This window comes from Saccharothrix syringae, assembly GCF_009498035.1.
GTDB lineage: Bacteria > Actinomycetota > Actinomycetes > Mycobacteriales > Pseudonocardiaceae > Actinosynnema > Actinosynnema syringae.
Map to the genome: position 1 here is coordinate 4,945,966 of NZ_CP034550.1, position 12,152 is coordinate 4,958,117.

Consider the following 12,152-nt stretch of genomic DNA (forward strand, 5'->3'; position numbering starts at 1 on the left):
GCCGGGCGCGGATTCCCGCGCCCGGCGGGCCCGTCAGACCTCCTTGGCGCGGTTGACCGCGGCGACGACGGCGTTGACCGACGCGGTGAGCACCGAGGTGTCCCACCCGCACCCCCACCACGGCGCACCGTCCACTTCGCACCGCGCGTACGCCGCGGCGTGACCGTCCGAACCCCCAACGGAGTGCTCGCGGTAGTCGAGGACGTCGACGGTCACACCGATCCCGCGCAACGCGTCGGTCAGCGCCGACAGCGGCCCGTTGCCGATGCCCTCAACAGAGTGCTCGACCCCGTCGACGCGCAACCGGCAGGTGAAGCGGTGCACGCCCGGCGAGACTTCCGCGGTGGACCAGGGGGCCACGGTGACGCGACCCTCCAGACCGGGGACGACGTAGGTGGCCCGGAACAGCTCCCACAGCTCCTCACGGGTCAGCTCGCGCCCGGTGGCGTCGGTGACCCGCTGCACCGCCCGGGCCAGCTCCGGCCGCAGGGCGGGCGGCAGCTCCAGGCCGCGGTGGGCGTGCAGCAGGTGCGCGATGCCGCCCTTGCCGGACTGCGAGTTGATCCGGATGACCTCCTCGTAGGTGCGGCCGATGTCACCGGGGTCGATCGGCAGGTACGGCACGGCCCACGGCGCCTGCTCCGGCGGGACGCCCAGCTCCGCCGCCTGCTTGGCGTGGTGGGCCAGGCCCTTGGCGATGGCGTCCTGGTGGGTGCCGGAGAAGGCGGTGTGCACGAGGTCGCCCGCGTAGGGGTGGCGGGGGTGCACGGGCAGCCGGTTGCAGTGCTCGACGACCTCGCGGACGGTGTCGATGTCCGAGAGGTCGACCATCGGGTCCACGCCCTGGGCGTGCAGGTTCAGCGCCAGGGTGACCAGGTCGACGTTGCCGGTGCGCTCGCCGTTGCCGAACAGGCAGCCCTCCACCCGCTGCGCCCCGGCCAGCACGGCGAGTTCGGCGCACGCCACCCCGGTGCCCCGGTCGTTGTGCGGGTGCACGGACAGGATCACCGAGTCCCGACGGGCCAGGTGCCGGTCCGCGTACTCGATCTGGTCGGCGTAGACGTTCGGCGTGGCGACCTCCACCGTGGCGGGCAGGTTGTGCACCACGGGCCGGTCGGGGCTCGCGTCCCACAGTTCGGTGACGCTGTCGCAGACCTCCAGCACGTAGTCCGGTTCGGTGAGGTTGAAGACCTCGGGCGAGAACTCGAACCGCACGCCGGGCCGGTCCCCGACCCGGCGCAGCAGGTGCCCGGCCGCGTCCAGCACGAGCCGGTGGAGTTCGGCGCGGGAACGGCCGAGGACGACGTCCCGCCAGACCGGCGCGGTGGCGGTGTAGAGGTGGATCAGTACGCGGGGCAACCCCTGGACGGCCTCGGCGGTCCGGTCGATCAGGTCCGCGCGGGCGGCGGTGAACACCGAGACGGTGACGTCCTCGGGCAGGTCGTCACGCTCGGCGAGGTGCCGCACGAAGTCGAAGTCGGTCTGGCTGGCCGAGGGGTAGCCGACCTCGATCTCCTTGTAGCCCATGGCGACCTGGAGGTCGAACAGGCGGCGCTTGCGCGCGGTGTCCATCGGCTCGGCCAGCGCCTGGTTGCCGTCGCGCAGGTCGACCGGCACCCACAGCGGGGCGCGCTCGATGCGCCGGGCGGGCCAGGTGCGACTGGAAGACGGAAGCGGCACGCGCTCGTGGACGGGCAGGTAGCGGTGGCTGGGCATGGAGCTGCGCCGTTGCGGGTTCCAGGCGGGCGCGTCGGCGGGCACGTCCCCGGCAGGGGTGCGCACCGTGGGGAAGGTCGCGGTCATCGGTGGTTCTTTCCGTCGATCGGGGGACCGGCGCAGCCGTGAACCCGCTGCGAGGGGCCGGTCTGGGTCAGACCCCGCAGCGGCAACCGAGGAGGGCGGTCAAGCGCACGACCGGTACACTAACAACTCCTCAGACAAGTAGACAACCTGAGAGGTTGACGCGGATGCCCCTGGACCCCCTGCGCCCCGCCCCGCTGGTCGAACAGGCCGCCGCCCGCCTGCGAGCCCACATCGCCGACGGCGAGTGGGCCGTCGGGACGAAGCTGCCCGGCGAAACCGCACTGGCCAAAGCCCTGGGCGTGGGCCGCTCAACCGTGCGGGAGGCGCTGCGCGCCCTGGCGGGTGCCGGGTTGGTGCGGGCCAGGCAGGGCGCGGGCGTGTTCGTCATCGCCACCGAGCCGCTGGAGGACTGGCCGACCCGCCTGCGCCGCTCGGCCGTCGCCGACGTGTACGAGGTGCGCATGATGATCGAGGTGCAAGCCGTCCGACTGGCCGCCGCCCGCCGCACCGACGCCGACATCACCGCGATCCAAGCCGCCCTGGAGGCACGCCGCGCAGCAGGCGCCCTGGACGACGACCAGTTCGTCCGAGCCGACATCGCCCTGCACGCCGCCGTGGTGGCCGCCGCGCACAACACCGTCCTCGACGACCTGTTCGCCGAGTTCGTCCCGGTCCTGCACCGCGGCCTGGTCGATTTGGTGACCCTGCTCGACCTGCGTGCGAAGGAACCGGACTGCGGGGACCGGTCCCATACCGCCCTGGTCACCGCGGTCGTCGCGGGCGACGCCGAGGTGGCGGGCCGCGTACTGGACGAGGAGCTGCGCAACACCCTCGCGCTGATCACCGCGAGCTGACGTTCGCGTTGGCCGGTCCTGGGCAGCCGAGGGACGCACACCGCACCGGTGTCCACCGTCCGATACGCCATCATGTAGGCGACCTGGTACTTTCGGCTCAATAAAGGACCGCAAACAGCGTGTTACGGCGGACCCGGGCGGCAGCGGGCTGGTCTGTCCGGTCGCGGTGGTCGTGAACCATTCGGTCCGGGTTGGCGACACGGCATAAGCTATTACATTTCCCATGGTCATCCGGCATGTCGGCCGTGACTCCCTTCGGTCTATTCCGGCGGAACAGGGTGCGGGCTAGCCTGCCCTGGTCGAAATCCCTCAGTGCGACCTGCGGACTGCTCGCGGTCGAGGAGGTCGGGTAGGCATGACATCCAATGCGGCGCGTTCATTGGGCGAGGAGCTGCGGCGGGTTCGGGTGGCCGAAGGTCTTTCGCTGCGCGCCATGGCCAGGCGGTTGGGATTGAGCGCCCACAGCGCTCTGGTCGACTTCGAGCGGGGGCAGCGGGTGCCGTCGCCGGCGGTGCTGGCGGGGTATGTGCGGATCGACGGCGTCGACGCGGCGGTGCTGCGGACGATGCGGGAGGCGGTGGTCCGCGAGCGGCTGCGGGAGCGGTCGGGTGAGCCGGTCGTCGTGGTCGGGTCGCAGGTCGGCGGTCGTGTCGGCGGTCTGTGCGCGGTGCTGCGCGCGGCGGCGCGCCTGCTGTCGCGGTGCGCGGCGTGCGTGGAGGCCGCGGCGCGGTGGTTCGAGAAGCGCGGCGGCCGGGTGTGAGCCGCCCGGCTAAACCCATTTTTTAGCCGTTCGCGCCGGCGCGCCCGGTGGTGTTCTGCGTCGTTCCGGACTTGTTCTGTTCCTGCTTCGCCCCGTTGAGAACGACCGAAAGGCGCTGTTAGGAATTCGTTCCAGGCGTCCCGAGCGCGTTCGGGCGTCGCAGTGGGGAACGATCGCAAATGGGGGTGAACCATGAAGAAGATCACCATGCGCAAGGTGGGCACGGTCAAGCTGACCAGCGCGGCGACCGCGCTGTACGGCGGCGGCCCCTGCCCGGTCTGATCCGGGAGCTTCCCGATCGCGCCGGCGGCGGGTCCGCGCGACCCGCCGCCGGCGTCCGTCCCGGTCCCGGCACCCGAGCAGGAGCACACCGAGCAGGAGCACACCATGCCGGAGAACGCGACCCACCCGGACGACGCCGCGCTGCGGTTCCACGCCCTGGTGTTCCACGACGAGGCCGACGGCGAGGTCACCGTGGGCCGGGTCGACACGGGGTCGTTCGTGGTGCTGCCCGCCGACGGCGCGGCGCTGTTGCGGCGGCTGGTGGGCGGCGCGCCGCCGGCGGAGGCCGCCCGCTGGTACGCCGAGACCTACGGCGAGCCGGTCGACGTGGTCGACTTCGCCGCGGACCTGGCGGAGCTGGGCTTCGTGCGCGGCGAGGGCGAGGCCGCCGCGACGCCGGCGCCGCTGCGCTGGACCCGGTTGGCGCGCGTGCTGTTCTCCCCCGGCGCGGCCGTCGCCTTCGTCGCGCTGCTGGCCTGCTGGGCGTGGGCGATGGCCGTCGACCCCGATCTGGTGCCGGGTTACCGGCACCTGTTCTTCACCGACTACCTGGCGGTGGTCGTGGTGACGATGTACCTGGGCCAGCTCCCGCTGATCCTGCTGCACGAGGCCGCGCACGCGTTGGCCGGTCGGCGGCTGGGGCTGCCCTCGACGCTGTCGATCGGGCGGCGGCTGCACTTCGTGGTGTTCCAGACGACGTTGAACGGCCTGGTGGGGGTGCCGCGCCGCAAGCGGTTCGTGCCGTTGTTGGCGGGCCTGTTCACCGACCTGGCCGTGATGGCGGCGTTGACGCTGTTCGCGTCGTGGGCCCGCCACCAGGGGCCGGCGCTCGCCACGGCCGCGGGCGTGGCCCTGGGCCTGGTGTACCTGACCCTGCTGCGGGTGGTGTGGCAGTTCTGGTTCTTCCTGCAGACCGACGTGTACCACCTGATCGTCACCGTGCTGGGGTGCGTCGACCTGCACACCACCGCCCGGCAGGTGCTGGCCAACCGCGTGGCCGCCGCGCTGGGGCGGCCACGTCCGCACGACCCGGCGTCGTGGCACCCGCGTGACCGCGCGGTGGCCCGCTGGTACTCGGTGCTGGTCGTGGCCGGGTACGCGTTCATGGTCACCGTGCTGGTGACGACGCTGCTGCCCGCGGCGGTGCACGCCACCGGGACCGTGGTGCTGCGCCTGGTCGACGGCGGCCAGGGCCCGGGGCTGCTCGTGGACAGCCTGCTGTTCCTGCTGTTCAGCGTCGGCGAGGTGGCGCTCGCCGGGTTCCTGTACCTGCGTGAGCGGCGCCGGGCGCGTCGCGCATGACCACCCGGAGGCACCCCATGCCCGAACGTCCGACCGGCCACGTGCTGCTGCTGGGCGGCCTGCGCCGCGACCGCGCCGAGGCCGCGGCCCGGCTGCCGCTGCCCGAGCCGTTGACGGGACCGATCTCCGCCGACCGCCGCACCCGCGGCCCCTACACCGCCGCCGGGCACCTGCTGCGGCTGCTCGTTCCCGACGCGGTGCGCGAGCAACCCGACCTGGTGCGCGCCCACGAGGTGGAGATCCTCAGCGTCGCACCGGAGTTGCGCGACCTGGTGCCGGCGTCGGTGCGCACGCTCACCTCGCTGGCGGTGCCCGAGGAGCGCACCCGCTTCTACTCGCGGATGCGGACGCTGCGCATCGCCCACGGCCTGGTGGAGTTCCTGCGCGACCGCCTGGCCGCGCTGGGCCGGCCGCGCTCGGTGGTGGTCGAGGACCTGCACGCCGCCGACCCGACCGACCGGGAGTTCGTCTCGGTCCTGGTCCGCCGGGTCGACCCGGCGCTGCTCACCGTCGTGGTCGGCGCGGCGTCGGGGGACTCCGGGCCCGAACGCGCCGACGCCGCGTCGGCGGAGACCGCGCGGTGGTGCCGGACCGTGCGGGTGCGGACCGTCGCGCGCCCGCCCGAGGCGGACCCGGCGACCCTGGCCGAGCGCTACGTCGCCGCCGACACCGCCGAGGACGACCCGCACGCCGTGGCCGCCTACGCCGCGCTGCCCGACGACGTGCGCCGCGCGTTGCACGACCGGCGGGCCGACGAGTTGACCGCGCAGGGCGGCTCTCTGCTGTGGGGCGCGGTGCCGCTGCACCGCCGCCTGGGCGGCGACCCGCTGGGCGCGGGGGTCAAGGCGCTGCTGTTCGCGTTGGACGACTGCATGAAGCTGGGTTTCTACGAGGCCACCGTCGAGCTGTGCCACCAGGGCCGGGCGCTGGTCGACGCCGCCGAGCACCCGGACCTGTGGTGGTCGTTGACCACGAAGCTGCCCACGTCGCTGTCGGCGCTGGGCCGCGCCGCGGAGGCCGAGGCCGTCTGCGACGAGGCCAGGGCGAACAGCGTGCGCACGGGCATCCACCTGCAGTGCGCCTACGCCACCGCGATGCTCTACACGCGACACCACGAGCCCGAGCGCCGCGACCACGACAAGGCGCTGGGGTGGATCAACGAGGCCATCGTCATCGCGTCCCTGCTGCCCGACCCGGCGCAACGCGCGTTCAGCCAGGTCTTCCACCACAACGGCCTGGCACTGATCGAGGCGCACCGCGGCCGGCCGCTGGTCGCGCTGGACCTGGTCACCCGCGGCATCGCCGAGCTGGACCGCGCGCTGGGCGCCGACGAGCACCAGTTGCACCGGTCGGTGCTGCGCTACAACCGCGCCCAGGTCCTGGTGGGGCTGGGGCGGCTGGAGGAGGCGGCGGCGGAGTACCGGGCGGTGATCGCCGCGGACCCCGACTACCCGGAGTACCACTTCGACCTGGGCACGGTCCTGCGCCGGCTGGGCGACCTGGACGGCGCGATCGCCGAGTACACCGCGTGCACGCGCCTGGGGCCGCCGTTCCCCGAGGTGTTCTACAACCGCGCCGACACCTTCGCCGAGGCGGGCGAGCACGCGCGGGCCGTCGCCGACTTCGAGTACGTGCTGGAGCTGGAGCCCGACCGGGTGGAGGCGCACCTCAACGTGGCGGCGCTGCACCTGGAGGCCGGCGACCCGCCCGCCGCGCGGGCGGCGGCCGAGCGCGGTTTGGGGCACCACCCGGAGCACGCGGGCCTGGTGGCCGTCCTGGCGCAGGCGCACGCCGACCTGGGCGACCCGGTGGCCGCGCGCCGCGGCTTCGACCGGGCGTTGGCCGCCGATCCCGACCTGGTCACGGCGTTGTCGGGGCGTGCGGCGCTGGCGCACGACACCGGTGACCGCGACACCGCGCTGGCGGATCTGGGGCACGCGATCGCGTTGGAGCCGGAGGACCCGGTGCTGCGGTTCAACCGGGCCTACGTGCACGTCCAGGCCCAGGAGTGGGACGAGGCGCTGGCGGACCTGGACGAGGCGGTCCGGCTCGCGCCCGGGGACCCGGACATCGCCGCCGCCCGTGCGGACTGCCTGGCGCGCCTGTCCTGAGCGGCTGTTCCCGACCTACTGGGATTGGGTGAGTCGGCGGCTGGTGATGCGGATCATGGACCAGCGGACCATGGCCTCGTGGTGGCGAGGCAGTCGTTCGTCGTCGCGGACGCAGCGGCGGTGTCCGGTGACCCACGCCAACGTGCGCTCCACCGCCCATCTGCGGGGCAGCACGGTGAAGTGGGGCAGCGTCTCCCGGCGGTGTCGCGCATCCGGCGCGGCAGGCTGCGGGCGGCGACCCGGTCCTGCGTCGAGGCCGGGGTCACCAACACCGCCACCAGCAGGCCCAGGGTGTCCACGACGATGTGCCGCTTGCGGCCCGCGACCTTCTTCCCGCCGTCCCAACCTCGGGTGGCCTTCCCGACGGTGGCGGCGGCGCGCGCCGATCGGGAGTCCACGCCGGCCCTCCACCAAGCGGACGCGGTCACGCACCGCGTCGAGCAGTCGCTGCGACGCACCAACCTTCTTCCGGGCGGCGAAACGCTGGTAAACCGTGGTCCAGGGCGGGAAGTCCACGGGCAGCGCCCGCCATTTGATCCCGTTGCCGACCACGTACGGGATCGCGTCCACGATCACCCGACGGCAGGGCTTCTCCCACCGCCCGCCCCGACCCGCCAGGCACGCCGGATCGGGCAGCAGCGGGTCCCGCTCGGCCCACCGGGCGTCGGTGGGATACCGCGCCGCCCGCACGGCGGGCCGGTGGGACGCGGCCAGGCGGCAGCAGGGGGCACCCACGGTGGACCCGCCCGCGGGCATCGGGCACGACAACAACGGAACTCCTGGCAGAGCGGCGCTTCGACAACGTCCGATCTACCAGGAGTTCCCCCGTCTACGCACCAAAGGCCCTTCATCTGCCCAAGCCCGGAAACGGCCACTAAGAACACCTACGTCCCCGAGTCGACCGCGCACCCGGCGGACACGTCGTCATCACCATCCGCGCCTGGCGCGAACACGCCGAACTGATCGACCCACCCGCCCAGATCCTCGCCTGCGGCCGGACCTCCGGACTCATCCCCGTCGAACACAACGTCGCCCTGCTCGCCCGCGGCAGCTTCTTCCAACGCGACTTCATCCGCACACCAGGCCACCGGCGGGTCCGCGGCGTGCACGACCGACCGAGAGCAGCGCCGCTCGACACGGGCACGGAACCGAGCCGCACGACCCGGCGCCGTCCATCCCGGCCGTCCGGTGCGCAAGCGACACCTCCGTTCGTTCTCGCCGCACCCTGGTCAGTCCGCGAGGGGAAGCCAGTCCCCCGTTCGGCGATGACGACCAAGCCCGACCGCGTCGAACTCGTCGAAGTGGCCGCCCCTGGCGACACCGAGCCGCCGCAGTGCCCGAGAGATCGGATTACCCTCAGCGGGGTGTGGTTCGTCCTCCACGTGCAGAGGACCGAGGACCACTTCTCCCCGTTCCCAGACCTGCGCGGACTGCACTCCGACCCCGCCGAAGAACTCCGCCTCGACATAGGCCACAGGGCCGACCGCCGAGCACGCCGCCAGCACGGCCTCGAAGCCGGCGGGGATCTTCCGGAATCCGTCGAGCCGGGGAGCCCCGGCGACGGTGACCGCGTCGGAGAACGCGTCGGTCATCGGCAGCAGCGACACGTGCCCGTCCAAGGCGACGATGCGAGCCTGCCGCACGGAACCGGCCAATTCGCGGAGCACCGCTTCACCGGCGACGACCGCTTCCAGGCAGTACATGTCCTCATTCTCGTCCGGCCGCGGGAATCAGCGGGAACAGGGGGTACGGGGACCCACCGGCGCGCCGCCGGTCACCTGGTCGACCTCGACCGCCGTGCGCGGCCGTGCGGAAGACCGCGGGACGTCCACGACACCGGCGGGGACAAGTCTTCGGGCATCGCGACGGACTGCGGTGTCCGTCTGTGCCGTCGTCGGGTCGCGGTGGCCGAGCAGGAACGCGGCAACGCCAAGCCCGTCTCCAACGACAGAGCCTCCACGCCAGGCCCTACCGTGTCCTCGGTCTCTACGACCACCCGCCGGACAACGGACGCGTCATCTGCGTCGACGAGTTCGGCCCGCTGCGCCTCCAACCACGCCCGGCCCACACCCAACCCCGCCGCCACGGCGTGATGTACGTGCGCCGCGCTCGACCTGACGCCGCCATCGCCGCCTACATCCACCGACCCAACGACCAGACCTCCGGGACCGACGGGATCGCTACTCGGCGAGTCCGGTGGTCCGGGCGGGTCGGGTTCCGCCGAGGTCGTCGAGTCGCCGCTGGACGCGGTCGGCGTCGGTGTCACGGCCCTGCTCCCGGTACAGCTCCAGGGCCGCCCGCCACGCCGTGCGGGCCCGGTGGGGTTGGTCGAGCGCCGAATGGGTGTGCCCGAGGCGTTCCAGGGTGTCCGCCGCCTGGTGGGTGTTGTCGGTTTCCCGGAACAGGGCCAACGCCTCGGTGTAGCGGTCCAGCGCGGCCTCGTGGCGGCCCGTGGAGCCGGCGGTGGTGCCGAGGACGCTCAGCGTGGACGCTTGGCCGGTGTGGTCGCCGTGCTGCCGTTGCACGCTCAGCGCCCGGGTGCAGCGGCTCTCCGCCGCGCGGTGGTCGCCCGCGACGCCGCGGAGTTCGCCCAGCAGGGCCAGGGCCGCGGCCAGGCGCACCGGCTGTCCGACGTGGCGGTAACCGCGCACCGCGTGCCGGGCGTGGACGAGGCCGTTGGCCACGTCGTGGTGGCGCAGGGCGGCTTCGGCCAGGGCGTAGTGGGTGTGGGTCCGCTGGACTTCGTCCGGTGCCACCAGCAGCGAGCTGCGGAGGTGGACGAGTGCGTCGGCGTAGCCGCCGGTGTGCGAGTGGGCCAGGCCGAGACCGCGCAGGGTGGTGACTTCGCCGGTGGGGTCGTCGGAGTGCGGTGCCGCGGCGTGGCCGACTTCCCACGTGGTGAGGTGGTCGTCGAGCAGGCCGCGGCGCAGGAGGTACTTCCCGAGGACGACGGCGAGCTTCCAGGCGTGGTCGTGTTCTCGTTGGTCGAGCGCGTGGCGCTGGACGGCGAGCAGCGTCGGGTGTTCGGCGTCGAACCAGCGCATCGCCTCGGCGCGGGTGCTCGCGGGGTACAGCGGAGCCGATCCCGTGGTGGGAGGTGTGAGTGGGACGGGGTCCCGGGTGGGCGCTAAGGCGCGGTAGGCGTTGTGCGCCGTGTGCAGGTAGAAGTCGAACACCCGGTGCAGTGCGGCCTGCCGGGTCGGTTCGGGCAGCTCCCGGGCGGCGGTGATGGCGTAGGCGCGGACGAGGTCGTGCATGCCGTGGCGACCGTTCGGGCGGCGCTCGACCAGCGAAGCGTCCTCCAGGGCGCGCAGCACCTTGCGGGTTTGCGGGACGGACGCCCCGATGAGCGAGGCCGCGGCCGCGAGCCCGTGGTCCGGTCCGGGTGCGATGCCCAGCAGCGCGAAAGCGGTGCGCTGCTCGTCGGTGAGGTGGCGCAGCGACCAGGACAGCACCGCGGGCAGGCTCGCCGTCGGGTCGTCGTCGTCCAGCGCGTCGAGCCCGGTCTCGCGCAGCTCGGCGGCCAACTCGGCCAGTTCCCGGCCCGTGCGGGCCGTGAGGATGCCCAGGGCCAGCGGGAACCCGCCGCACAGCGCGATCAGCTCGTCGGCGGCCCGCTCGTCGGCGGTGACGCGGTCGGCGCCCAGCAGCGCGCGGGACTCCGCCGCGGTGAGCACGTCCAGGGACAGCGCCCGGGCACCGTGGCGCGCCACCAGCGTCGGCAGCCGGTGGCGGCTGGTGACCAGCACCGTGCAGGAGGCGGTGCCGGGCAGGAGCGGGACGACCTGGTCGGCGGTGGCGGCGTTGTCCAGCACGATCAGCATCCGCCGGTCGGCGACCAGGCTGCGGTAGCGGGCGGCCTGGGCGTGCGGGTCGACCGGTAGGTGGGCGGGGGTCACGCCGAGCGCGTCGAGGAACCCGCGTACCGCCACCGCCGGGTCCATGGGCGGCCCGTCGGGGCTGAAGCCGCGCAGGTCGACGAACAGCTGCCCGTCGGGGAAGCGGTCGATGTTGCGGTGGGCCCAGGTCAGGGCGAGCCAGGTCTTGCCGATGCCGCCGGCGCCGCCGATCGCGGAGATCACCGTCGTGCCGCGGTCGTCCAGGGCCGCCAGCTGGTCGGTGCGGCCGATGAACGAGCGGGGGACGGAGGGCAGTTGCCGCGGTACGGCTGGGGCCTCGGTGTCGGCGGGGGACAGGGCGGGGTCGGCGGTGAGGATGCGCTGGTGCAGCTCTTGCAGCGCCGGGCCGGGATCGGTGCCCAGTTCGTCGGCCAGATGTCGTCGGACGCGGTGGTAGTGGGACAGGGCGTCGGCCTGGCGGCCGGACCGGTACAGCGCCAGCACCAGCCGCCCGGCGACCCGTTCGTCCAGCGGCTCGGCCTCGGCCCGCGCGACCAGTTCGGGCAGCAGTTCGTGGTGACGGCCGCAGGCCAGCGCCCAGTCGGCCCGGTCCGCCTCGGCGGCGTCCCGGTCCCGGCGCAACCGCTCCCGGACCGCTTGCGCCCACGGGGTGTCCAACTCCGCCAGGGGCTCGCCCCGCCACAGCTCCAGCGCGTCCTCGACCTGGCCCAGGGCGGTGTGGGGGTCCGGCTGCCGGCGGGCCGAGGCCAGCAGCCGGTGGAAGCGGTGCAGGTCGACGGTGTCCGGGCCGGTGTCCAGCAGGTAGCCGCCGTCCCGGCGGAGGATGGCGAGCCCGGTCGGGGCCAGGGTTCGGCGCAGGTGGGTCAGGTACGTGCGCAGGGTTGAGCGGGCCCTGACCGGTGGCCGCTCACCCCAGACGCGGTCGACCAGCACGTCCGCTGGTAGCAGGCGCCCCGCGTCGACGGCCAGTGCGGCCAGCACCGACCGTCGTCGGGCGTGGCCCACCGGGAGTTCCCGGTCTCCCTGCCGGGCCTCCAGCGTGCCCAGGACGCCGACCACGACACGGTGCACTTCCCCCACCGTTCTTGGATACCGGCTGTTACCGGGGACTTCAACTGGGGGTGTCGGCGACGCACACACGATCGCCCGATCAGGTCCACCGGAACCGTCGCCCACTCGT

The 12,152-nt window shown here is 73.5% G+C and carries 8 protein-coding genes and 1 pseudogene; 4 read left to right on the top strand and 5 right to left on the bottom strand.

Annotated features, from left to right (window positions below):
- Positions 1 to 33: 33 nt before the first annotated feature.
- Positions 34 to 1,803, bottom strand: a complete 1,770-nt coding sequence (gene leuA / locus EKG83_RS21485; protein WP_051765201.1) for a 2-isopropylmalate synthase — start codon at positions 1,801 to 1,803, stop codon at positions 34 to 36.
- Between the two features lie 164 nt (positions 1,804 to 1,967).
- Here leuA and EKG83_RS21490 point away from each other — a divergent pair, with 164 nt between their 5' ends.
- The 4 genes from EKG83_RS21490 to EKG83_RS21505 all read left to right on the top strand — a co-directional run bounded on the left by EKG83_RS21490 (position 1,968) and on the right by EKG83_RS21505 (position 7,112).
- The gene (locus EKG83_RS21490) at positions 1,968 to 2,657 is read left to right on the top strand and encodes a FadR/GntR family transcriptional regulator (RefSeq protein ID WP_153278271.1); all 690 of its coding nucleotides are present in this window, start codon (positions 1,968 to 1,970) and stop codon (positions 2,655 to 2,657) included.
- 355 nt (positions 2,658 to 3,012) lie between these two features.
- Entirely contained in the window at positions 3,013 to 3,417 is a 405-nt protein-coding gene (locus tag EKG83_RS21495; RefSeq protein ID WP_084716219.1) for a helix-turn-helix domain-containing protein, read from the top strand.
- Positions 3,418 to 3,804: 387 nt separating this feature from the next.
- Complete coding sequence (locus EKG83_RS21500) at positions 3,805 to 5,001, top strand: hypothetical protein (protein ID WP_033429647.1); 1,197 nt, start codon at positions 3,805 to 3,807, stop codon at positions 4,999 to 5,001.
- Positions 5,002 to 5,018: 17 nt separating this feature from the next.
- Positions 5,019 to 7,112, top strand: coding sequence for a tetratricopeptide repeat protein (locus tag EKG83_RS21505; protein ID WP_033429646.1), 2,094 nt, complete (start codon positions 5,019 to 5,021; stop codon positions 7,110 to 7,112).
- 53 nt (positions 7,113 to 7,165) lie between these two features.
- Here the strand turns inward: EKG83_RS21505 and EKG83_RS49695 are convergent, their stop codons facing one another.
- From EKG83_RS49695 to EKG83_RS21525, 4 genes and pseudogenes are all read right to left on the bottom strand, one after another.
- Entirely contained in the window at positions 7,166 to 7,570 is a 405-nt protein-coding gene (locus EKG83_RS49695; RefSeq protein ID WP_407690786.1) for a transposase, read from the bottom strand.
- A pseudogene (locus EKG83_RS49700) lies at positions 7,566 to 7,868 on the bottom strand (transposase); the annotation flags it as partial. The gene EKG83_RS49695 and the pseudogene EKG83_RS49700, both read right to left, overlap by 5 nt.
- Positions 7,869 to 8,341: 473 nt before the next feature.
- Positions 8,342 to 8,815 carry a hypothetical protein gene (locus tag EKG83_RS21520; protein WP_033429644.1) on the bottom strand — a complete coding sequence of 158 codons (474 nt, stop codon included), beginning with the start codon at positions 8,813 to 8,815 and terminating at the stop codon, positions 8,342 to 8,344.
- Positions 8,816 to 9,292: 477 nt separating this feature from the next.
- Positions 9,293 to 12,043: an AfsR/SARP family transcriptional regulator gene (locus tag EKG83_RS21525; RefSeq protein ID WP_033429643.1), complete on the bottom strand. Its 2,751-nt coding sequence runs from the start codon at positions 12,041 to 12,043 to the stop codon at positions 9,293 to 9,295.
- Positions 12,044 to 12,152 lie beyond the last annotated feature (109 nt).